The organism is Rhizobium sp. R339, assembly GCF_002211395.1.
Classification (GTDB): Bacteria; Pseudomonadota; Alphaproteobacteria; order Rhizobiales; family Rhizobiaceae; genus Rhizobium.
In genome coordinates this window covers 49,445-70,553 of sequence record NZ_LOKV01000007.1, presented here as the reverse complement: position 1 = coordinate 70,553, position 21,109 = coordinate 49,445, and the positions used below count along the sequence as shown (strand labels likewise).

19 protein-coding genes are annotated in these 21,109 nt (G+C 64.3%); 11 read left to right on the top strand and 8 right to left on the bottom strand.

The window, feature by feature from the left end:
* Positions 1 to 17: 17 nt before the first annotated feature.
* Positions 18 to 1,346: an LLM class flavin-dependent oxidoreductase gene (locus tag ATY76_RS10990; RefSeq protein WP_088674802.1), complete on the bottom strand. Its 1,329-nt coding sequence runs from the start codon at positions 1,344 to 1,346 to the stop codon at positions 18 to 20.
* A 271-nt stretch (positions 1,347 to 1,617) separates the two neighbouring features.
* Here ATY76_RS10990 and ATY76_RS10985 point away from each other — a divergent pair, with 271 nt between their 5' ends.
* On the top strand, positions 1,618 to 2,835 hold the full coding sequence (locus ATY76_RS10985) for an SfnB family sulfur acquisition oxidoreductase (RefSeq protein ID WP_088674801.1): 1,218 nt from the start codon (positions 1,618 to 1,620) through the stop codon (positions 2,833 to 2,835).
* 77 nt (positions 2,836 to 2,912) lie between these two features.
* Here the strand turns inward: ATY76_RS10985 and ATY76_RS10980 are convergent, their stop codons facing one another.
* Together ATY76_RS10980 and ATY76_RS10975 are read right to left on the bottom strand one after the other, a co-directional pair.
* The gene (locus tag ATY76_RS10980) at positions 2,913 to 4,121 is read right to left on the bottom strand and encodes an acyl-CoA dehydrogenase family protein (protein ID WP_088674800.1); all 1,209 of its coding nucleotides are present in this window, start codon (positions 4,119 to 4,121) and stop codon (positions 2,913 to 2,915) included.
* A 79-nt stretch (positions 4,122 to 4,200) separates the two neighbouring features.
* Positions 4,201 to 5,247, bottom strand: coding sequence for a substrate-binding domain-containing protein (locus tag ATY76_RS10975; RefSeq protein ID WP_088674799.1), 1,047 nt, complete (start codon positions 5,245 to 5,247; stop codon positions 4,201 to 4,203).
* A 229-nt stretch (positions 5,248 to 5,476) separates the two neighbouring features.
* Between ATY76_RS10975 and ATY76_RS10970 the strand changes: the two genes are divergently transcribed.
* The 10 genes from ATY76_RS10970 to ATY76_RS10925 all read left to right on the top strand — a co-directional run bounded on the left by ATY76_RS10970 (position 5,477) and on the right by ATY76_RS10925 (position 16,624).
* The gene (locus tag ATY76_RS10970) at positions 5,477 to 6,961 is read left to right on the top strand and encodes a sugar ABC transporter ATP-binding protein (RefSeq protein ID WP_088674798.1); all 1,485 of its coding nucleotides are present in this window, start codon (positions 5,477 to 5,479) and stop codon (positions 6,959 to 6,961) included.
* Positions 6,958 to 8,007 (top strand): ABC transporter permease, encoded by a 1,050-nt coding sequence (locus tag ATY76_RS10965; protein WP_088674797.1) that lies wholly within the window; start codon positions 6,958 to 6,960, stop codon positions 8,005 to 8,007. The genes ATY76_RS10970 and ATY76_RS10965 overlap by 4 nt, the downstream gene beginning before the upstream one ends.
* Before the next feature lie 18 nt (positions 8,008 to 8,025).
* A complete protein-coding gene (locus tag ATY76_RS10960; protein ID WP_088674796.1) occupies positions 8,026 to 9,423 on the top strand; it encodes an LLM class flavin-dependent oxidoreductase in 1,398 nt (465 codons plus the stop codon).
* Positions 9,424 to 9,548: 125 nt separating this feature from the next.
* The gene (locus ATY76_RS10955) at positions 9,549 to 11,159 is read left to right on the top strand and encodes an ABC transporter substrate-binding protein (RefSeq protein ID WP_088674795.1); all 1,611 of its coding nucleotides are present in this window, start codon (positions 9,549 to 9,551) and stop codon (positions 11,157 to 11,159) included.
* Positions 11,160 to 11,199: 40 nt separating this feature from the next.
* Complete coding sequence (locus ATY76_RS10950; RefSeq protein WP_088674794.1) at positions 11,200 to 12,189, top strand: ABC transporter permease; 990 nt, start codon at positions 11,200 to 11,202, stop codon at positions 12,187 to 12,189.
* The gene (locus ATY76_RS10945; protein ID WP_088674793.1) at positions 12,186 to 13,019 is read left to right on the top strand and encodes an ABC transporter permease; all 834 of its coding nucleotides are present in this window, start codon (positions 12,186 to 12,188) and stop codon (positions 13,017 to 13,019) included. Before ATY76_RS10950 ends, ATY76_RS10945 begins: the two co-directional genes overlap by 4 nt.
* Positions 13,016 to 13,801 (top strand): ABC transporter ATP-binding protein, encoded by a 786-nt coding sequence (locus ATY76_RS10940; RefSeq protein ID WP_088674792.1) that lies wholly within the window; start codon positions 13,016 to 13,018, stop codon positions 13,799 to 13,801. Before ATY76_RS10945 ends, ATY76_RS10940 begins: the two co-directional genes overlap by 4 nt.
* Positions 13,801 to 14,583, top strand: a complete 783-nt coding sequence (locus tag ATY76_RS10935; protein WP_088674791.1) for a dipeptide/oligopeptide/nickel ABC transporter ATP-binding protein — start codon at positions 13,801 to 13,803, stop codon at positions 14,581 to 14,583. Before ATY76_RS10940 ends, ATY76_RS10935 begins: the two co-directional genes overlap by 1 nt.
* Before the next feature lie 11 nt (positions 14,584 to 14,594).
* The gene (locus ATY76_RS10930) at positions 14,595 to 15,689 is read left to right on the top strand and encodes an aminotransferase class V-fold PLP-dependent enzyme (protein WP_088674790.1); all 1,095 of its coding nucleotides are present in this window, start codon (positions 14,595 to 14,597) and stop codon (positions 15,687 to 15,689) included.
* A 71-nt stretch (positions 15,690 to 15,760) separates the two neighbouring features.
* The gene (locus ATY76_RS10925) at positions 15,761 to 16,624 is read left to right on the top strand and encodes a glycerophosphodiester phosphodiesterase family protein (protein WP_088674789.1); all 864 of its coding nucleotides are present in this window, start codon (positions 15,761 to 15,763) and stop codon (positions 16,622 to 16,624) included.
* Here ATY76_RS10925 and ATY76_RS10920 read toward each other — a convergent pair.
* The 5 genes from ATY76_RS10920 to ATY76_RS10900 are packed head-to-tail and all read right to left on the bottom strand — an operon-like array spanning position 16,621 to position 21,109.
* Positions 16,621 to 17,445 (bottom strand): inositol monophosphatase family protein, encoded by an 825-nt coding sequence (locus ATY76_RS10920; protein WP_088674788.1) that lies wholly within the window; start codon positions 17,443 to 17,445, stop codon positions 16,621 to 16,623. The genes ATY76_RS10925 and ATY76_RS10920 overlap by 4 nt on opposite strands.
* Positions 17,445 to 18,449 (bottom strand): LacI family DNA-binding transcriptional regulator, encoded by a 1,005-nt coding sequence (locus ATY76_RS10915; RefSeq protein ID WP_088674787.1) that lies wholly within the window; start codon positions 18,447 to 18,449, stop codon positions 17,445 to 17,447. Before ATY76_RS10915 ends, ATY76_RS10920 begins: the two co-directional genes overlap by 1 nt.
* Entirely contained in the window at positions 18,433 to 19,212 is a 780-nt protein-coding gene (locus tag ATY76_RS10910; RefSeq protein ID WP_088674786.1) for a glycerophosphodiester phosphodiesterase, read from the bottom strand. Before ATY76_RS10910 ends, ATY76_RS10915 begins: the two co-directional genes overlap by 17 nt.
* Positions 19,212 to 20,267, bottom strand: coding sequence for an ABC transporter ATP-binding protein (locus ATY76_RS10905; protein ID WP_088674785.1), 1,056 nt, complete (start codon positions 20,265 to 20,267; stop codon positions 19,212 to 19,214). Before ATY76_RS10905 ends, ATY76_RS10910 begins: the two co-directional genes overlap by 1 nt.
* The gene (locus ATY76_RS10900) at positions 20,267 to 21,109 is read right to left on the bottom strand and encodes a carbohydrate ABC transporter permease (RefSeq protein WP_088674784.1); all 843 of its coding nucleotides are present in this window, start codon (positions 21,107 to 21,109) and stop codon (positions 20,267 to 20,269) included. The genes ATY76_RS10905 and ATY76_RS10900 overlap by 1 nt, the downstream gene beginning before the upstream one ends.

The window sequence follows — 21,109 nt, the reverse complement described above, 5'->3', positions numbered from 1 at the left end:
GCGATGCCTCATTTACCTCAGGCGAAAAACCGGTTCTCCGGCCGCGGCAAATCAAGATGCTCGCGCAGCGTCGTGCCTTGATATTCGCTGCGGAACAGGCCGCGGCGCTGAAGCTCCGGAACCAGTCGCTCGGTGACGTCAAGAAGACCCTGCGGCAGATAGGGGAAGACGATATTGAAACCGTCCGAGCCTTCCTCCTCCAACCAGCGTTCCATCTCGTCGGCAATGCTGGCCGGCGTGCCGACGAAGGCGAGGCCGGCATAGCCGCCGTAGCGCTGCGCCAGCTGGCGCACGGTCAGGTTCTCCTCGGCGGCAAGCTTCAGCACCTGGGCGCGGCCTGTCTTGCTGGCATTGGTATCGGGAATATCGGCCGGCAGGGGGGCGTCGGGATCGAAACCTGAAGCATCATGACCGAGTGCGATCGAAAGCGAGGCGATGGCGCTGTCGTAATGCACCAGGCTATCGAGCGCGGCACGTTTGGCGCGGGCCTCCTCGATGCTATCGCCGACGATGACGAAGGCGGCAGGCAGGATTTTCAGATGGTCGCGGTGGCGGCCGATCGCTTCCATGCGGCCCTTGATATCGGCATAAAGCGCCTTGCCGGCGGCAAGATCGCGCGGCGAACAGAAGACCATTTCGGCGGTCTCGGCGGCCAACTGGCGGCCGGGATCGGATTGGCCGGCCTGGACGATGACCGGCCAGCCCTGCGGCGGGCGGGCAATATTGAGCGGCCCGCGGACGCTGAGCTCCTCCCCCTTGTGGCCGAGCACATGCATCTTGTCAGGATCGAAGAACAGGCCGCTTTCCCGGTCGCGGATGAAGGCATCGTCGGCGAAGCTGTCCCACAGGCCGGTCACGACATCGTAGAATTCCCGGGCGCGATGATAACGCTCGCCATGCTCTACATGTTCGTCGAGGCCGAAATTCAGCGCGGCGTCGGGGTTGGACGTGGTGACGATGTTCCAGCCGGCGCGGCCGCCGCTGATGTGATCGAGCGAGGCGAAACGCCGGGCGATATGATAGGGCTCGTCGAATGTGGTGGAAGCGGTGGCAACGAGGCCGATACGCTCCGTTACGGCGGCCAGCGCCGACAACAATGTGAAGGGCTCGAAGGAGGTTACCGTGTGGCTGCGCCTGAGCGCCTCGACCGGCATGTTGAGCACGGCGAGGTGGTCGGCCATGAAGAAGGCGTCGAATTTCGCCCGTTCCAGCGCCTGCGCGAAGGACTTTAGATGTGCGAAATTGAAGTTGGCGTCGGGATAGGAACCAGGATAGCGCCAAGCGCCGGTATGCAGGCTGACGGGACGCATGAAGGCGCCGAGGCGCAATTGCCGTGAACGGATCATGATTTTCCTCATGGATCGAGCAAGGCGGCCGCCTGCCCCTGACATCGATTAGGTAGGAGTTCCTCGAAAACAAATCGAGGCGCATACGGCATTTTCAACGAGGAATACCTGCCGTTCCCCCAGCGTGGCCGTTCGGCCGAAACCCTAAGCGCGTCCCGCCTGAGGCCGATAAGCAAACACTTTCTATTTTCCACTGCATCTATAGAATTTGTGCCCTTATCTTGGCGCGCGATTTCTTTCACCGATAGCATCGTCAGAATTGGAGGCATCGATGAACAGCGTGCTGAGGCAAACAGAGCATATACGGCCGGTGGCGGCTCGTATCGGCAGCGAGGAGGAGGCGATCGCGACCGCCCGAAGACTGGCCGCGCAATTTGCCGCGGGCGCCGCCGAACGCGATGCCGACCGGATCTTGCCTTTCGGCGAACTCGATCTTCTCGCCCAATCCGGGCTTCTGGCGATTACCGTGCCCGCGCAATTCGGCGGGCTCGACGTTTCCAACGCCGTGCTTGCCGAAATCACGGCGATCCTTTCGGAGGCGGACGGTTCGATCGGACAGATCCCGCAGAACCATTTCTATATCCTAGAAGCCTTGAGAACCGATGGCAGCGAAGAGCAGCAGCGTTATTTCTTCGGCCGCGTGCTCGCCGGCGACCGGTTCGGCAATGCGCTTTCCGAGCACGGCACGAAAACCGTCGGCCATTACAACACCCGCATCACCCGCGACGGTCCCGGCTACCGCATCAACGGCCGCAAATTCTATTCGACCGGCGTGCTCTTCGCCGACTGGATCACCGTCTTCGCGCTCGATGATGAGGACCGGCTGACCATGGCCTTCGTGCCGAAGGGCACCGAAGGCGTCGAGGTCGTCGACGACTGGGACGGCTTCGGCCAGCGCACCACCGGCAGCGGCACGACGATCCTCGACAATGTCTATGTCAGCGCCGATTCCGTGGTCTTCCATCACAAGGGTTTCGAGCGGCCGACGACGATCGGCTCCGTCGGGCAGATCATCCATGCCGGTATCGATCTTGGCATCGCGCGCGCGGCCTTTGCCGAAACGCTTGATTTCGTCAGGACGAAATCGCGCCCCTGGATGGATAGCGGCCTCGACCGCGCCTCCGACGACCCGCTGACGATTGCCAAGGTCGGCCAGATCGCCATCCGGCTTGAGGCGGCGACCGCCCTTGTCGAACGCGCCGGCCACAAGGTCGATGCCGCACAGGTCGAGACGACCGCGCAGAAGGTGGTCGAGGCGACGCTTGCAGTCGCCGCCGCCAAGGTGCTGACGACAGAAGTCGCGCTCGAGGCTTCGAATACGCTCTTCGAACTCGCCGGGACGTCGTCGGTGCGGATCGGTCTCAATCTCGACCGCCACTGGCGCAATGCCCGCACCCATACGCTGCATGATCCGGTGCGCTGGAAATATCACGTCGTCGGCAATTACCATCTGAATGGCGTGACGCCGCCGAAGAACGGCGCGCTCTGAAATTTTCGTCTCACTCCAAATGAAAACCCCGCTGCCAATGCCGGCAGCGGGGTTTTTGCTTTCAGGCCATGGTTGCCTCAGCTGTAGAGGCTGACCTCGGGGATCCTGTCGTTCAGAACGAATTCGCCCACTTCCCTCGCCTTGTAGAAGACCGGATCGTGCAGCGTGTGGGTGCGGACATTGCGCCAGAAACGGTCGAAGCGGTATTTGTCGGCCGTCGAGCGCGCTCCGGTCAGCTCGAAGACGCGGGAGGTGATGTCGAGGGAGACATGAGTGGCGTGGACCTTGGCGGCATAGGCCTCTGCTGCCGCTTCGCCGCGCTCGCGCGCCGTGACATTGCGGCCTCGGGCGAGACCTGCCTGCACGGCGGCGGCGGCGCTATCGGCCAGAGCCGCCGAAGCCTTTACCGCTGCGGTGAATTCGCCGACGCGTTCGAGGATATAGGGATCGTCGGCCGCCCGCTCGACGCCAGAGGTGATCCACGGCCGGGTGGTGGTGCGGACATAATCCACGGCCGCCTTCAGCGCGCCTTCGGCGGTGCCGAGATAGAAGTTGACGAAGACCAGCTGAATGAAAGGCGTGTTAAAGGTCGACAGCACCGGTGCGGCCGCATCGGGAGCGGCGGGTGCGCCGACGAAATCCTCCTCGTAGACGGGAAAGTCGTGGAACTCGACGCTGCCGCTGTCGGAAAGCCGCTGGCCGATATTGTCCCAGTCGTCATTGGCGACGTAGCCCGGGCGGTTGGTCGGCACGGCGAAACCAGCGATCTTGTCGTCGAGGGCCGCGTTGGCGTTGATGTAGTCGGAAACCCGCGCTGCCGTGGAGAAGGATTTGCGCCCGTTCAAGACATAGCCGTTGCCGCGGCGGGTGAGCACCAGCCCGGGATCGCGCGGATTGACCGCCGCACCCCAGTAAAGGTTCCTGGCGACCGTTTCACTGCCCAAGGCGTGAGCGCGCGCGCCTTCGAGCGCCCAGTAAACATATTGGCTGTTGACATAATGGTAGCCGAGCAGCTGGCCGATCGAGCTCTCGCCCCGGGCGAGGATGCGCACCAGCTTCAGTCCGTCGACCCAGTCGAGACCGCCGCCACCGATCTCGGTGGGATGCAGCGCGTTGAGCAGGCCGGCATTCTTCAGCTTGACGATCTCGGAAAGCGGCGGGCGGCCTTCGCGGTCGAGTTCGGCGGCGCGCCGCGACAGGTCGGCCGAGATCTCCTCGGCGCGGGCGAAAAGGTCTTCCCGCGTCGGGTTGCGGCTGGTCGCGAAGACGACAATGGATTGGCTCATGGGGCGGAACTCCAATTCTTTAAACAAGATGATCCGGCGGATGCCTAGGCTCCCGCCGGAAGGATCGACGTGCGCAGTCTCAGAACAGCTTGTCCGGGATCCAGCTGGCGGTCGCCGCATCGCTCGTGCTGAAGGCCGGGATCTTCTGCGCCAGATCCTCGATCGTCTTGACGCCGGCGGCACGCAGGCTTTCCTGTGTCAGAAGCGTCGGCTTCACGGTGATTTGGCGGGGAACCGTCTGCCCGGCGATTTCGAGGGCGGCGGCACGGATCGAGACGGCGCCAACGACCGCAGGATTGGTCGCGACGGTGGCGACCCAGGGGCTGCCTTCCTCGGTGATCTCCTGGATATCGGCCGTCGAAACGTCGGCGGAATAGATCTTGAGCTTGTTCGATATGCCGAGGTCGCTGGCGGCGAGTTTCACGCCGCGGGCGAATTCGTCATAAGGGGCGAAAACGACGGATATATCGGGATTGGCGGTGAGCGCGGCCTTGGCCTGGTCGGCGGTCGAGGTCGCCGTCGTGTCGCTGACATTGCCGAAGCGGGCCTTTTCGACCACGCCCTTGTTGTCGGACTTGAACTTTTCCCAGACTTCGTTGCGGCGGTCGAGCGGCGCAAAGCCGGCGACATAGACGTAGCCCGCCTTGAAGTCCTTGCCGTTGTCCTTCACCGCCTGCTCGAGGGCGAGCGAGGCAAGCTCGTGATCGCTCTGCTCCACCTGGGGGATCTTCGGGTTGTTCAGGTTGACGTCGAAGGCCACGACCTTGATGCCCTTGTCGAGCGCCTGCTGCACGACGTCGCCGAGTGATTCCGGCAGGCCGTGATCGATGACGATGCCGGAGACGCCGAGATTGATCGCCTGCAGGATCTGCTCGCGCTGTTCGGCGGCATCCTGACGTCCGGGGAAAACGCGCAGGTCGATATCCAGAGCTTTGGCCTGGGCCTCGGCGCCCGCCTGATACGCCTGAAAGAAATCACCGGCCGAGATGTAGCTTATCAGCGCCACCTTGACCCCACCCTTGTCGAAGGGAGCCGGAGCGCCGGAAAGGCCGTCGGCCCTTGCGCCCTGGGCGAAAATAAACGGAATGACGGCGGCGGATAGTGCGAGCCGTGCGAGGGATTTCATCGTCGCGTTCCTTTTAACAATAAGCGGCGTCGTCTGACAGGCGGCCCCCGCGACGCGTCAAGTTATTAGATATAATATCTATGCTTTTAGTAGATTAAATGATCCGATTTTGCGGGTTGCGGGAGATTCTTTATTTCCGGGGCGGTGGCTGCCGGGGAAATGCGTGCCTGGAATTCGACCGTCCGAACGAGGCACACTTCCGAGACAAATGTAGTCCCGGATCTTGTCGATGCCGCTTCTTCACGTTGAAAACATAAGCCGCAGTTTCGGCTCGACGCGGGCGCTTGCCGGCGCCGATCTTGTGATCGAGCGCGGTGAGATCCTGGCGCTGATGGGCGCAAACGGCGCGGGCAAATCGACGCTGGTGAAGATCCTGTCCGGCGTGCTGCCGGCCGATGGCGGCACCATCCGTCTCGGTGGCCGCGCCTTCGCGCCGCAGAGCCCGGCCGAAGCGGCAAGGGCCGGCGTCGTCACCGTGCATCAGTCGACGGATCTCGTCGGGGCGGCCGGGCTGACCGTTGCCGATGCGCTGCTTCTCAATCGCTTCGCGGATCGCAGCACGCCCTTCTTCGTCTCCCGCGCCGGCATTCGCCGCGCCGCGCAGGCAATGCTCGATGCCGCCGGCTTCACCCTGCCGCTCGATCGCGATTTCGGCGAACTCGCCAGCGCCGACCGACAATTGGTGGCGATCGCGCGCGCCCTTGCCAACCGCGCCGATCTCCTCATTCTCGACGAGCCGACGGCGAGCCTTTCCGGGGAAGAGAGCCGCCGCCTCTTCGACATCCTGCTGAGGCTCCGCAGACGCGGCCTAGCGATCCTCTACATCTCGCATCGCACCGCCGATCTCGAAGCGATTGCCGATCGTGCGCTCGTCATGCGCGGCGGCCGTGTCGTCGGCACCTTCTCGCGGCCGATCGATTTTTCGAGCGCCATCGAGACGATGATCGGCCGGAGACTCGACGCGGCGCGGCCGGATGCGCGGCTCGCGGCCGGCCCGGCCATTTTCGAGATGCGCGATGTCAGCCTGCTTCAGGCAGGCGCGACCTTCGACCTGTCGCTGCATGAGGGCGAGGTGGTGGCGGTGACCGGCGTGCTCGGCGCCGGCAAGAGCCGGCTGCTTCAGGCGATCTTCGGCGTGGCGGCGCTTCAGCGCGGCGCGATGTTTCTCGACGGCCGGCCGTACCGGCCGAGAAGCCCGGCCGAGGCGATTGCCGCAGGTGTCGCCATGGCAGCCGAAGACAGACACCGCTCCTCGCTGATGCCGCCGGCATGGCCCGGCCATTCGCTGGCGGCGACGATCAGCCTGCCGCATCTTTCCAAATGGTATCCGCATGGTTTTCTTGCCGGCGGCCGCGAACGGCGCGAGGGCGAGCAGGCGATCATCCGCCTCGGCATCAAGGCAGCCGGCCCGCTCGCCTCGGTCTGGTCGCTCTCTGGCGGCAACCAGCAGAAGGCGGTCATCGCCCGCTGGGAGGCGGAGCCGAGCCGGCTCCTGCTGCTCGACGAACCTTTCCAGGGTGTCGATGTCGGCGCCCGCCGCGACATCATTCAGGCTATCCGCGCCCGCACCGACCGGGCAACGCTGATCGCGACCTCCGATCCGGAGGAGGCCTATGAAGTGGCCGACCGCATCCTCGTCATCGACCGCCACGTGTTGAGACCCGCAGGCGGCGGAGCAGCCGCTCATCCTGAAATCCACGGAATATCCGCATGACGACGATTGACGAAGAAACCCTGTCGCAGCCAGGCGCCTTGCCACGGACCGGCCGAAACCGCCTCGCCGCTCTCGGCGCGTTCCTGCGGGCGGGTGCGGTGTTCATCCTGCTTGCGCTGCTGATCGTCGGCTTCACCGTCGCCGAGCCCGCCTTCATCACCATCGCCAATCTGATGAGCATCCTGCAGGCGGTCTCCGTCGTCGCCATCCTCGGCGCCGGCGTTACCGTCACGCTTGCCGTCGGCGGCTTCGACCTGTCGATCGGCGCAGTCGCCGCCTCGAGCGTCATGGCGGCGAGCTACGCGATGATCGTCTGGGGTTTCGATGCCTATGCGACGGTGCCGCTGGTGCTCGCCTTCGGCGCCCTGGTTGGCCTGGTCAACGCCTTCCTCATCGTGCGCCTGAGGGTGCCCGATCTCTTGGCGACACTGGCGATGATGTTTCTATTGTCCGGGCTGCAACTGATCCCCACTGCCGGTCGGTCGATTTCTGCGGGCCTCACCCTGCCCGATGGCTCGAAGGCGACCGGTGCCTATGATCCGGCCTTCCTGCTGATCGGCCGCTACAGCATCTTCGGCACCCTGCCTGTTTCCGTGGTGCTGATGGCGACGGTCGCCGTTCTCCTCTTCATCCTTACGGAACGCACCCGCATCGGCCGGCTGCTGTTTGCGACCGGCGGCAACGAGGTCGCCACCCGGCTCGCCGGTGCCTCGACCGTCAGGCTGAAGACGCTTGCCTATGTGCTGTCGGGCACGCTGGCCTCGCTTGGCGGCATCGTCATCGCTGCCCGCGTCGGGCGCGGCGATATCTCCTCCGGCGGCTCGCTGCTGATGGATTCGGTCGCTGCTGCGCTGATCGGTTTTGCCGTTCTCAACCTGCGGCGTCCGAATGTGCTCGGCACCATCGCCGGCGCCGTCTTCGTCGGCGTGCTCTTGAACGGCCTCACGATGCTGAACGCCCCCTACTACACCCAGGATTTCGTCAAGGGCGCCGTGCTCGTCGGGGCCTTAGCGCTGACCTACGGCCTCGGCCGCAGCAATCCTTAAATTCCAAGGAAGAAAGACATGACCCGTGAAATCAGGCTGAACGCCTTCGACATGAATTGCGTCGGACACCAGTCGCCGGGGCTGTGGCGCCATCCGCGCGACAAGTCCTGGACCTACAAGGATCTCGATTACTGGGTGCATCTGGCGAAGACGCTGGAGCGCGGCAAGTTCGACGGACTGTTCATCGCCGATGTGCTCGGCGTCTACGATGTGCTGAACGGCAATGTCGATGCGGCGCTACGCCATTCCGCTCAGGTGCCGGTCAACGATCCGCTGCAGCTCATCCCGACCATGGCTTACGAGACCGAGCATCTCGGCTTCGGCCTGACCGCCTCGCTCTCTTTCGAGCACCCCTACACCTTCGCCCGCCGCATCTCGACGCTCGACCATCTCACAAAGGGGCGCGTCGGCTGGAACATCGTCACCTCCTATCTCAACAGCGGCGCGCTGAATATCGGCCAGCCCGCTCAGACCAGGCATGACGATCGCTACGACCTCGCCGAGGAATATCTCGAAGTCTGCTACAAGCTTTGGGAAGGCAGCTGGGAGGATGGCGCCGTCGTTCGCGACCGGGAAGCCGGTATCTTCACCCATCCCAACAAGGTCCATGCGATCCGCCATTCCGGCAAACACTTCACCGTGCCCGGCATTCACCTGAGCGAACCCTCGCCGCAGCGCACGCCGGTGCTCTACCAAGCCGGCGCTTCCAGCCGCGGCAAGGATTTCGCCGGCGCCCATGCCGAATGCATCTTCGTCGCCTCGCCGTCGAAACCGGTGCTGAAACGCTATGTCGCCAATGTCCGCGAGGCGGCCGAGCGCATCGGCCGCAACCCGCGCGAAATTCTCGCCTTCAACCTGCAGACCGTGATCCTCGGCGAGACCGATGCCGAGGCGCAGCGCAAGTTCAACGAATATCGCAAATATGCTTCCTTCGAGGGCGCGCTGACGCTGATCTCCGGCTGGACCGGCATCGATTTCGGCCAGTTCGGTCCGGACGAGGTTCTGCGCCACCGCCACACAAATGCGGTGCAATCGGCCGTCGAGACCTTCACCACGATTGATCCCACGAAGGAATGGACGGTGCGCGAGATGGCCGACTGGGTCGGTGTCGGCGGTTTCGGCCCTATTTTCGTCGGCTCGCCGCAAACGGTCGCCGATCTGATGCAGGAATGGGTCGAGGATACCGATGTCGACGGCTTCAACCTTGCCTATGCCGTGACGCCCGAGAGTTTCGAGGATGCCGTCGATCTGCTGGTGCCGGAGCTGCAAAAGCGCGGCGTCTACAAGAGAGAATATGCCAACGGAACGCTGCGGGAGAAACTCGGGGGAGCGGGACCGCGGCTCGTCGCCCCGCATCCGGGTGCGGCCTACCGCAATCTTTTCAGCGAACCCGCGCGCATCGCTGCCAGCGGCTAAACGAATAATGGCTGGGTGACAAAAAAATGTCTCGCAGAGCCCGGCCATTTCGAATTTAACCTCTATGACTATTGGCGTTTCGCCCTGAATATGGGCGCTTGGATTTTGATCGATCAGGAGGGGTCATGACCATATCAGCTATCTCGCGGCGCACGCTGATGAAGGGCACCGCGCTGCTGCTTGCCTCGACGGCTCTCGCCCGCCAGGCGCTGGCGCAGGCAGCAACTGGCGGTGGCCGGCTGATCGTTGCGGCCGATTCCGAGCCGAAGAACCTCAATCCTGCCATCGTCGCTTCGAACGGCGTCTTCTTCATCGCCAGCAAGGTGATCGAGCCGCTGGCCGAAGCCTCGTTCGACGGCAAGGACGGGCTTGCGCCACGCCTTGCCACCTCCTGGGAGGGCTCGCCCGACGGCCTTTCCGTCACCTTCAAGCTGCGCGACGGCGTCACCTGGCACGACGGCAAGCCGTTCACTTCGGTCGATGTCGCCTTCTCCGCGCTCAACATCTGGAAGCCGCTGCAAAATCTCGGCCGGCTGGTCTTCGCCAATCTCGAAGCCGTCGATACGCCTGACGATTACACCGCCATCTTCCGCTTCTCCAAGCCGACGCCGTTCCAGCTGATCCGCAATGCCCTGCCGGTCGTCACCAGCGTCGTCGCCAAGCACATCTTCGAAGGTTCCGATATCGCCGCCAATCCTGGTAATAACAAGCTCGTCGGCACCGGTCCGTTCACCTTCGCCGAATACAAGCCCGGCGAATATTACCGGCTGGCGCGCAACGAGAATTACTGGGACAAGGACCAGCCGAAACTCGACGAGATCATCTACCGCGTGCTGCCCGACCGCGGATCGGCGGGTGCGGCGATCGAAGCCGGCGAAATTCAGCTTGCCGCTTTCTCGGCAGTGCCGCTCGCCGATCTCAACCGCATTTCCAAGGTCGAAGGCATCAAGGTGATCTCCAAGGGCTACGAGGCCTTGACCTACCAGCTCATCGTCGAGATCAATCACCGCCGCAAGGAATTGGCCGACCTCAGGGTCCGCCAGGCAATCGCACAAGCGATCGACAAGAAATTCGTGGTCGACACGATCTTCCTCGGTTACGCCGCTGCCTCGACCGGGCCGGTGCCGAAGAACGCGCCGGAGTTCTATACTTCAGATGTCGCGACCTATGAGTTCGACCCCGCCGCCGCCAACGATATTCTCGACAGGGCCGGGTATAAACAAGGGCCGGATGGCAATCGCTTCAAGCTGAAGCTCCGCCCCGCGCCCTATTTCAACGAGACCCGTCAGTTCGGTGATTATCTTCGCCAGGCGCTCGCCGTGATCGGCATCGATGCGGAGATCGTCAATGCCGATGCGGCTGCGCATCAGAAGGCTGTCTATACCGACCACGATTTCGATCTCGCCGTCGGTCCGCCGGTCTTCCGCGGCGATCCGGCGATCTCCACCACCATTCTCGTCCAGTCAGGCACGCCTGCTGGCGTACCCTTTTCCAACCAGGGCGGCTACGTCAATCCGGAGCTCGACAAGATTATCCTGCAGGCTTCGGAGACAGTCGACACGGCGGCGCGTACCGATCTCTACCGCAAGTTCCAGCAGCTCGTCGTTGCCGACCTGCCGCTGATCAACGTTGCGGAATGGGGTTTCATCACCGTGGCGCGCGACACCGTGCTCAACGTCGCGAACAATCCGCGCTGGGCCGTCTCGAACTGGGGCGATACCGCGCTTCAGTCATGATAGGATCGGCGGCAAATCTCTTCCAGAGGCCCTGTCCGGCGTGAAACGTGCACTCATCCTCTTGAGGCGCAGGGTGATCAGCAGCATTCCGGTGCTGCTGATCGTGGTGGTCTTCACCTTTTTCCTGCTCGAATCCGCCTCGGGCGACGCCGTCGACGCCTATCTCGGCTCGATCGGCGGCGGCGATGCGGCACTCAGGCAGTCGCTGCGCGAGAGCTACGGTCTCGACCAATCCATGCTCGCCCGCCTTTGGCTCTATCTTTCCTCATTGGCGCGCTTCGATCTCGGCTGGTCGGTCGCCTTCGGCCGGCCGGTCGGGCAACTGATCGCCGAACGTCTGCCCAATACGCTGCTCTTGATGGGCAGCGCGACCGCGCTTTCCTTCGGTCTCGGCTCGGCGCTCGGCATCCTTGCCGGCGCCCGGCCGGGCAGCCTGCGGGACCGGCTGCTGTCGATGGGCTCGCTGATCGTCTACGCCATTCCAAGCTTCTGGCTTGGCCTTGTCCTCAGCATAGCCTTTTCGGTGAAGCTGCGCTGGTTTCCGATTGCCGGCATAGAGACCATCGCCTCCGGCAAAACGGGCTTTGCCCGCGCCCTCGACATATCAAATCATCTGGTCCTGCCGGTCGGAGCGCTTGGCCTTATCTACCTCGCCTTGTTCCTGCGGGTGATGCGGAGCAGCATGGCGGAGGCATGGAAGCTGGATTTCGTCCTTTTTGCCCGCGCCAAGGGCCTGTCGTGCAGCCGCATTGTGCTGCGCCACGTTGCGCGCAATGCGCTGCTGCCGCTCGTCACCATGCTCGGGCTGCAATCGGCGGCCATGCTCGGCGGCAGCGTGGTGATCGAAAGCGTTTTCGCCATTCCCGGGTTCGGGCGGCTGGCGCAGGAGGCGGTCAGCGGCCGCGATGCGCCGCTGTTGATGGGCATCGTCGTCACCAGCGCCGTTCTCGTCATCTCGGTTAATTTCCTCATCGATCTCGTCTATGCCGCGCTCGATCCGCGCATCGGCGCTTCGGAGGGCGGCGCATGACCAGTCTCAAGCGTCTCCTCGGCACGCCGGAGGGCCTGGTCGGGTTTGCGATCCTTCTGATCCTACTATTGGCCGGGCTCTGCGCTCCCATCATTTCGCCGGGCGATCCGCTGAGGATCGCCGGCCGGGCACTGATTGCGCCCTTCACCGATCCGGCTTTTCCGCTCGGCACGGACCGTCTCGGCCGCGACGTGCTCGCCGGCCTGCTTTATGGCGCGCGCGCCTCGCTTGCGGTCGGCCTCGCGGCAGCTTTTTCAGCCATGATCCTCGGCGTATGCGTCGGCATGGCTGCCGGTTTTGCCGGCGGGATCGTCGACGAGGCGCTGATGCGCGTGGTCGATGCCTTCCAGATCGTGCCGGCCTTCCTGCTTGCGCTCGCCTTCGTCAGCACCATCGGGGTCTCGACATCGGTCGTGGTGCTTGCCATCGCGCTTGGCGCCTGGGCCGATCCGGCACGGCTGATGCGGGCGCAGGTGCTGACGATCCGCGAACAGGATTACGTCGCCTCGGCAAGGGTGATCGGCATGCATCCCGTCGAGATCGCCGTCCGCGAGATCCTGCCGAACGCACTGCCGCCGGTGCTGGCGCTTTCCGCTACCATCGTCGCCGGCGCGATCCTCACCGAGGCGGCCCTTTCCTTTCTCGGCCTCGGCAATCCCAATATCGCCACCTGGGGTTCGATGATCGCCGAGGGCCGCAGCGTGCTGCGCTCGGCCGCCTATCTCTCGGTCATCCCGGGCGCAGCACTTGCCGTGACCGTGCTCGGCGTCCATCTCTTCAGCGAGGGTCTCGGCAAGGCGCTTGGCGATGACGGCGGGAGGGCGGCATGAACGGTATTTTCTGCAGCCTCAGACAGCTTTCGGTCACCTACGGAAGAAATCGTGCTGCCGCGCTCGATCGTATCGATCTTGATATCAAGACCGGCGAGAGGCTGGCGATCGTCGGCGAAAGCGGCTCCGGCAAGAGCACGCTTGCCCGCGCGCTTGCCGGTCTACTGCCCGAGGGGGCGAAGGTTGGCGGCGAGACGTTCTGGCCTGCACTTGGTCACTTGCCTCGCCCCGGCCGCGATTTCGGTTTTGTCCTTCAGGATCCGGGCGTCAGCCTCAATCCGGTCCTGACGATCGGCGAGCAGATCGCCGAAGGCGCCAGGCGCCATCTCGGCCTCGGTTGGACACAGGCTTACAGCCGGGCCGAGGAACTGCTTCAGCGGGTGCGGATGCCGCAGCCCGACAAGGCGATGCGGGCCTTTCCGCATCAGCTTTCCGGCGGCCAGCGCCAGCGCGTGGCGATCGCGGCGGCAATCGCGGCCAAACCGGCGCTGCTGATCGCCGACGAGGCGACGAGCGCGCTCGACGTCGTGGTCCAGGCGGAGATCGTCCGCCTGCTCGACGGGCTGGTGCGCGAAGACGGCATGACGCTGGTCTTTATCACCCACGACATCGCGCTCGCCTCCGGCTTCGTCGACCGCATCGCCGTTTTCCATGATGCGCGGCTGGTCGAGGCGGGTCCTGTCCGTTCGGTGCTGTCATCACCGGCGAGCGACTATACCGCCTCCCTCATCGCCAGCCATCGCGACCTGACGACGCCGCCGCTGATCGCAGGGGGGCCGTGATGAACCCCGTGCTGCTTTCCATAGAGAACGTCTCGAAAGGTTTCTCGTCCTCCGGGCGCAAGGTCGCCGCTCTCGACAAGGTTTCGCTGACCATTGCAGCCGGAGAAACGCTCGGCCTGGTCGGCGCCTCCGGCAGCGGAAAATCGACGCTGTCGCGCATCCTCATGCGCCTTCTCACGGCAGATGCCGGTGCGATCCGCTTCGAGGGAGAGGATTGGCTCGCGTTGAACGGTGCGTCCCTGCGCCGCAAACGGGCGCGCATGCAGATGGTATTCCAGGATCCGCTCGCGGCCTTCAATCCGCTGGCGACTGTCGGCACCGTTCTCGACGATCCGCTGCGTATCCACCGCGCGGTTCCGAGGCAGCGGCGCGCCGGCGAGATAGCGATGCTCCTCGAACGAGTAGGCTTGCCCGCCGACTATTCCAGCCGCCCGGTCCGCGCCCTCTCCGGCGGCCAGCGCCAACGTGTGGCGATTGCCCGGGCGATCGCGACGCGGCCGTCGCTCCTGGTGCTGGACGAGGCGGTCTCGGCGCTCGACGTCACCCTGCGCGGAAGGATCCTCGAACTTCTGGTCGCCCTGCAAAAGGAGCAGGGCATTGCCTGTCTCTTCATTTCGCACGATCTTGCCGTGGTGCGCGCCCTCTCCCACCGCATCGCCGTCATGGATGGCGGGCGGATCGTCGAGACCGGCCCGGCGGCGGCAGTCGTTGCCGAACCGAAATCGGCTGCCGGCCGCGCGCTCGTGGAAGCGGTCCCCCGTCTCGTCACTGATCCGTCCTGAAGGAAACGTCCATGTTCGATCCTGGTTGGAATCCCCTGCACGGCCTCCCCTCCTATCCCGCGGAACGCTATGCAGCCCTGGCCGACAGGATCGGCGGCATCTTGCAGAGCCGCAACGATATATTGCTGGTGCAGGCCGAGGCGGTGGTGGCGCTGGAGGCAACAGCCGTCAGCCTTGCGCGTCCCGGCCTTTCAGTCCTCAACATCGTCACCAGTCCCTATGGCGGCTGGTTCGGGCAATGGCTGCGTCGGGGTGGTGCCGCGGTCCGGGATCTCGTTGCCGAACCGGGCCTGCCGATCGAGATCGAGGTAGTCGCCACGGCGCTCGATGCCGCTCCTCGCATCGACGTGCTCGCTGTGGTTCACGCGGAATCCGCCAGCGGCATTCTCAACCCCCTGCCCGAGATAATGGCGCTTGCCCGCGCCCGCGGCATCGTCACAGTCGTCGATGCGGTCGCCTCGATCGGCGGTCATCGGTTCGAGATCGACAACCTCGGCATCGACATCGGCGTGATCGGCCCGCAAAAGGCGCCCGGCGGTCCGGCAGGCGTATCGGCGCTCTCCGTCAGCCGCCGCGCCTGGGAATTGATCCTCAAGGACGGCGCGCCGCGCAATTCGATCCTGTCCCTGGCCGATCTGAAGGCATGGATCGACGGCGGCCGACAAGGCTTGCCGGGCACGCCGGCCCCGCTGGAATTCTTCGCGCTGGAGACAGCGCTTGACCGTATCGAGGCCGAAGGTGTCGAAAACGTCGTCGCCCGCCATGCACTGGCGGCAGCGGCAACACGGGCAGGTCTCGCCGCGCTTGGCGCCGCGGCCTGGGTGCCGCCGGCAAAGGCTTCGAACCTGGTGACGGCGGTGCCGGTGCCGGAGGCGCTGGAGCCTGTGGCCCTGATTGCCGCTGCGGCGCGGTTGGGAGTCGAACTGACCGAAAGTGTCGGGACCGCGCCGGCCCGCCTCCTGCGACTGAATCACACAGGTCCGCGGGCCGTATTTCAAACCGTTCTCGCGAATGTCGTGGCCTATGGTGCGGCGCTCAGACAGGCCGGCCATCCGGCTGATATCGCCGCCGCCTCGGAGGCGATATCAGCAGCCTACAGCCGATGAAAGCTGCATGCGGGCCTTGATCATCGCGGCTCGGCAAGGCAGGACAGTGGCATCGCGGAGACTGGAAGCAGATGACGACATTGCTGGATGCGCAGGGCCTGGAGATTGTGCATGCGGGGCATCGAACCCGTCTGAAATGGCACCGGTTGCGCAAGCGGTTCGCCGATCCGCTGTTTTCCGCCGAGGTGATGGCGGAGGGTTTTGCAGCCGGCGCCTCGATGGAGCTCGATCTGCGCGTGCGCGCCGATGGCGGCTTTGTCGTACTGCACGACGAGGAGCTCGAAGGCGAAACGACGGGCCGTGGACCGATTGCCGGCAGCAGCATCGGCGATCTCCGCGATATCAGAATGCAGGAAGGCGGCCGGCCGCTGATCCTCAGCGAGGATCTCGCCGCCATGATGCAATCGACGCATCCGGCCGCACTGCTGCAATTCGACATGAAGGACGATTATGAGACGATCGGCGCGAAGGGCATCGAGCATCTTGCCGAGCATTTCCGGGATATCGCCGCTTCGGTGATCGTCAGCGGCGGCAGTCTCGATCTCATCGTCGCGGTCAAGGAAAAGCTTCCGCATCTGTTGCGCGGTATCGATCCGACCGACAAGCTTTACGAGATCGGGAAAGCCGGCGGCTGGAAGGCCGTCGAGATGGAGCTGCGCGTCGATCTCAGCGGTCCGACCGAGTCGGACACGATCTATCTCCACTGGCCGCTGATCCTCAATGCCGCCAAGGACGGCCTCGATATGATCGCGCTCTGCCAGGACCATGGCAAGCGGGTCGATGCATGGACCTTTACGTTGAAGGATCCGGAGGCCGGCTTTACCGACGAAGAATGGCAGAATTTCTCGGCGCTGATGGCGCTCAAGCCGGATCAGATCACCACCGACGAGGCGCCGGCGACCGAACGCGCCTGGCGCCTGCGTGTGGCGAGTTAACCGGAAACGGGCGCCAGCCCTTCAATATCGAGGATGAAGGCGAATTCGCCGGCCAGCCCCGGCGAATGGGCGATCACCGGCCCGCCTTGCGCAAGCAATCTTTCGACCGGCGGCATCGCCACCATGGCGCCCGCCTCTTCGGCGATCAGCGCGCCGGCGAGCATGTCCCATGCATTGAGATGGCGTTCGTAATAGAGATCGGCAGCGCCTTCGGCGACGCGGACGAGGTCGATGGCAGCCGCGCCCATGCGGCGATAATCCATGCCGCGCTCGTGGAGCCGCCTGGAGAGCGCGAGATAATCGTCGAAGCTCGTCTTGCGGGAATGGCCGAGAATGACCAGCGCGTTGGCCGGATCGGCGGTTGCAGCCGCATGCACCGGAAGCCCGTCCTTGAAGGCGCCGCCGCCGCGCACCGCGTGGAAGACCTTCTCCTCAGTGGCGTCATAGACCACGCCGATCTCGACCTTGTCGCCGACGACGAAGGCAATCGAGACGCCCCAGTGGCGAAAGCCGCGGATATAATTGGTCGTGCCGTCGATCGGATCGACGACCCAGGTGCCGGCTTCGCCCGATCGCCCGCCGCTCTCCTCGCCCATGAACGTATCATCGGGAAGGCGCGAGAGAAGTCCATCGCGGATCGCCTGCTCGGCCCTTCGGTCGGCGACAGTGACGAAATCCTGCAACCCCTTGTTTTCGACGGCAAGCGTGCCGGGATTGGAGTCGCGCCGAAACCGCGCCGTTTCCCGTCCAACTTCGAGAGCGACGGCGATCGCGACCTCCGCTCGAGCGCGGATGGCGGCGGCATCCAATACGGAATTCATCAGGCAGTCCTTCTTTTTATCAATGTCACCGGCGTGAACTCGACGCGCGCCGTCAGATCGGGTTCGGCGATCCGGCTCATCAGCAGATCGACGGTCTGCTCGGCCTGGATATCGCAAGGTTGGCGGATGGTCGTGAGTTCATAGGCGCTCCAGCTCGCCTGCGGAATATCGTCATGGCCGATGATGCGGATCGGCGGCGTATCATCGCGGCCGCGACCCTGCATGATGCAATCGATCACGCCGCAGGCCATATAGTCATTGGCGCAGAACAGCCCGTCGATGCCGGACGCCAAAAGTTCGCCTGCCGCGGCATAACCGCTCTGATAATCGTTGATCCTGACCTGCAGAAACTGCGCCTCGACGCCGAGCTGCCTGCAGCGCGCGATGAAGGCCTCGCTGCGCCGCCGCGCCGTATAGGAGACGGCGGGGGCGGCCATCACGGCGGGCTTTCGCACGCCGCTGTCGATGAAGTGGTTCGCGGCGAGATGCCCGGCCATACGGTCGTCGGATATGATGCGGTCGACGAAGGGAATGTCGTCGCCCTTGTTGATCAGCACGATCGGAACGCCCTCGGCGGCGCACTGCTCGCAGATCTCGGTCGGCGGGGCGTCCGAGGTGACGATGACGCCGGAGACGGCATAATGCAGCAACTGGCCGATGACGGTCGATGTATCCGCTTCCTGTGAGGTCGGCAGCAGGATGGGGCGGAAATTGCGGGCGAGCAGCATCTTCGACAGATGTTCGATTTGCAAGGTGCGGAACGGATTGTCGAGGCCGGCGGCGACAAGGCCGACGAGATCGGAGCGTTTGTTGGTGAGGCTTCGGGCAAGATAGTTCACCCGGTAGCCGAGTTCCTTGGCCGCCTGGTAGACCTTTTCGCGCGTTTTCGGCGAGACGCTGGCATCCGGCGTGAAGGCGCGCGAGACGGCGGCGCGCGAGACGCCGGCCACCCGCGCCACGTCGAAGGAGGTTACCTTGCGCGGTCCCTTATCCCTGTCTGGCAACGGCCTTTTCCCCCTCTGCCGGCGGCCGCATCAGATCGGGCAGATCCGTGCAGATGCCGAGAACCGGAAGCTTCATGATGTCATCGAGAACGGCTGGCCGTTCCTCGTGCCAGAGCACGATCTCGCGGCCCGCCTCGAAGGCGCTGCGCATCAGCGCGTCGGTGACGAGGTCCTGCGGCCGTTCCCCTGCCCTCTCCCAGCAGAGATGCAGAATATCGGCGCCGGCCTCGTCGCCGAGGAGATGCGGATCGTGACCGACACGGATCAGCACCGAGAGCGGGAAGTCGCAGCCCGCATCGCTGAGTTCGCGCAACTGCGCCGTATCGAAGGAGCCGAGGCAGGCGAAACGCTGGTTCATCTCGGCAAGGTGGCGCCAGCAGAGCAGGCCGGTCCCAGCTGCCTTGAGCTCGACATAGAGACCGGTTCCGGTCTCGCGGCCGAGAGCAGCCACTTCCGCAAAGCTCGGCACGTCGGCGCCGTCGAGAGCGGCGAGTTCGGCCGCCGTCATTTCGGAAATGCGGCGGTCGATGCCGAAGACGCGCTCGAGATGATCGTCATGCGAGACGACGACCAAGCCATCTTTCGTCAGCTGCGTATCGAGTTCCCACATCTCCGCGCCGAGTTCGGCGGCGCGGCGGAAGGCGGCGATCGTGTTCTCGCGCTCGTGACCGCTGGCGCCGCGATGACCGATGCAGAAGGGAAGCCGGCCCTTGGCCGCCGGCCAGCCGTAACGCTCGAAGAAGGCTGAGAAATCGCGGGTCATCAGAGCCTCCCGCCCTGTTCGTCGAAGACGAGCACGCTGCGGCTGTCGATCGCCCAGCGAACGTCGTCGCCGACGTGGATATCGCTGCGCACCGGCTGGATCGAGCGCAGCAGCGGACCGCCGGCAAGAGCGACGTCGTAGAGGTTTTCGCGCCCTTGCGTTTCGGCGAAGGTGACCTTGCCGGAGACGGGCGTGTCGCCCGCCGGCGTAAAATGCTCCGGCCGGACGCCGAGCATCACCTTCGTGCCCTCGGCGGCACCGACGGTGGCGGGCAGCGGCACGCGGATCTCGCTTTCCGGGATTGCGAAAGCCCCCTTATCCAGGACGCCGCGCAGGAAGGTGATTGGCGGGTTGCCGAGGAAGCCGGCGACGAAAGCGGTTTTCGGGTCGTTGTACATCTCGGCCGGCGTGGCGATCTGGACGATCTCCCCTTCCTTCATGATGGCGATGCGGTCGCACATGCTCATCGCCTCCACCTGGTCATGGGTGACGAGGATGGCGGTGATGCCGGTCTCCCGCTGCAGGCGGCGGATTTCCGAGCGCATTTCGAGACGAAGCTTGGCGTCGAGATTGGCAAGCGGTTCGTCGAGCAGCAACACATCAGGCTTGCGGATTAGTGCGCGGGCCAGCGCCACGCGCTGCTGCTGGCCGCCCGAAAGCTCGGCCGGCCGGCGGCCCATCAGATTGCCGATCTGGACGAGGGTCGCGATCTTGTCGACCTCCTTGCGGATCTCGGCGGCGGGCACGCCCTTCACCTTCAGCGGAAATCCGATGTTTTCGGCAACCGTCATATGCGGGTAGAGCGCATAGGACTGGAAGACGACGCCGACATTGCGGGCCTGGCTCGGCAGATCGGTGACGTCGCGGTCGCCGAAGAGGATGCGTCCGCTGGTCGGCCGGTGAATGCCGCAGACCGCGAACAGCGTCGTCGACTTGCCGCAGCCGGAAGGGCCGAGCAGCGCCAGCATTTCGCCGTTGCCGACTTCGAGCCGCATATTCTCGATGACCTTGGTCGAGCCGAAGCTCTTCGAAAAATTGTCGAGGAGGATGCGCATCAGCCTTTGCTCCCGCCGCCGTAGATGTTCATGAGATATTTGTTGAAGAGTGCGTAAGCGATCAGCACCGGAATGAGGTAGAAGAGGCCGACTGCCTTGAACATGTTGAAATCGTAATTGTTATCGTCGGCGAGAAAGCCGGCGAGATAGACCGATAGCACCTGCACGTCGTTGCCCGGCGCGAGCACCTGCGGCAGGATGAACTCGCCCCAGCCGGCGAGAAAGGAAAACAGGCCGAGCGCCATGATGCCGGGCTTGACCTGCGGCAGCACGAGGCTGCGCCAGACGCGAAAACGCGAAGCGCCGTCGACGACGCCGGCCATTTCGATCTCCCAGGGCACGGTGTCGTAAAAGCCCTTCATCAGCCAGATGCCGAGCGGCAGGTCGATCGCGGCCTTCACCAGGATGACGCCGATCAGCGAATTGTAGAGGCCGATCATCTGCAGCACGATGAAGATGGCGATGATCAGCGTCACCGACGGGAAGGCATGCAGCACCATGACGCCGGCGAGGAAGAAGCCGCGCGCCGGCACGTTCAGCCGCGACAGCACGTAACCGGCCATCGACGAGACGATGAGCACCAGGCTGGTGGTGCAGGCCGAAAACAGCAGCGTATTGACCGTCACCTGCCAGATGTTCGCCTTGCCTGGGTTCGTCTGCCACAGGAAGCGCCAGTGATCGAGCGTCACGCCCGAGGGCAGCAGCGCGCCCGCCTCCTTCACCGTCACGGTGTCGAGGAAGAGATAGACATACATCAGGAGCAGCGGCAGGCTGACGATGGTGAGCGCCGCCATGACAGGCCAGCTGCTGTAATTTGCCGAGGGCTGCGATCGTCCGGCCAT

Bases quoted from the DNA above. Each gene is read 5' to 3' on its own strand.
- ATY76_RS10930 (WP_088674790.1), top strand. From the start codon at position 14,595: ATGTTCGATCCTGGTTGGAATCCCCTGCACGGCCTCCCCTCCTATCCC.
- ATY76_RS10975 (WP_088674799.1), bottom strand. From the start codon at position 5,247: ATGAAATCCCTCGCACGGCTCGCACTATCCGCCGCCGTCATTCCGTTT.
- ATY76_RS10945 (WP_088674793.1), top strand. From the start codon at position 12,186: ATGACCAGTCTCAAGCGTCTCCTCGGCACGCCGGAGGGCCTGGTCGGG.
- ATY76_RS10980 (WP_088674800.1), bottom strand. From the start codon at position 4,121: ATGAGCCAATCCATTGTCGTCTTCGCGACCAGCCGCAACCCGACGCGG.
- ATY76_RS10965 (WP_088674797.1), top strand. From the start codon at position 6,958: ATGACGACGATTGACGAAGAAACCCTGTCGCAGCCAGGCGCCTTGCCA.
- ATY76_RS10940 (WP_088674792.1), top strand. From the start codon at position 13,016: ATGAACGGTATTTTCTGCAGCCTCAGACAGCTTTCGGTCACCTACGGA.
- ATY76_RS10925 (WP_088674789.1), top strand. From the start codon at position 15,761: ATGACGACATTGCTGGATGCGCAGGGCCTGGAGATTGTGCATGCGGGG.
- ATY76_RS10960 (WP_088674796.1), top strand. From the start codon at position 8,026: ATGACCCGTGAAATCAGGCTGAACGCCTTCGACATGAATTGCGTCGGA.
- ATY76_RS10900 (WP_088674784.1), bottom strand. From the start codon at position 21,109: ATGGCCGGACGATCGCAGCCCTCGGCAAATTACAGCAGCTGGCCTGTC.
- ATY76_RS10905 (WP_088674785.1), bottom strand. From the start codon at position 20,267: ATGCGCATCCTCCTCGACAATTTTTCGAAGAGCTTCGGCTCGACCAAG.
- ATY76_RS10935 (WP_088674791.1), top strand. From the start codon at position 13,801: ATGAACCCCGTGCTGCTTTCCATAGAGAACGTCTCGAAAGGTTTCTCG.
- ATY76_RS10985 (WP_088674801.1), top strand. From the start codon at position 1,618: ATGAACAGCGTGCTGAGGCAAACAGAGCATATACGGCCGGTGGCGGCT.
- ATY76_RS10910 (WP_088674786.1), bottom strand. From the start codon at position 19,212: ATGACCCGCGATTTCTCAGCCTTCTTCGAGCGTTACGGCTGGCCGGCG.
- ATY76_RS10970 (WP_088674798.1), top strand. From the start codon at position 5,477: ATGCCGCTTCTTCACGTTGAAAACATAAGCCGCAGTTTCGGCTCGACG.
- ATY76_RS10990 (WP_088674802.1), bottom strand. From the start codon at position 1,346: ATGATCCGTTCACGGCAATTGCGCCTCGGCGCCTTCATGCGTCCCGTC.
- ATY76_RS10955 (WP_088674795.1), top strand. From the start codon at position 9,549: ATGACCATATCAGCTATCTCGCGGCGCACGCTGATGAAGGGCACCGCG.
- ATY76_RS10920 (WP_088674788.1), bottom strand. From the start codon at position 17,445: ATGAATTCCGTATTGGATGCCGCCGCCATCCGCGCTCGAGCGGAGGTC.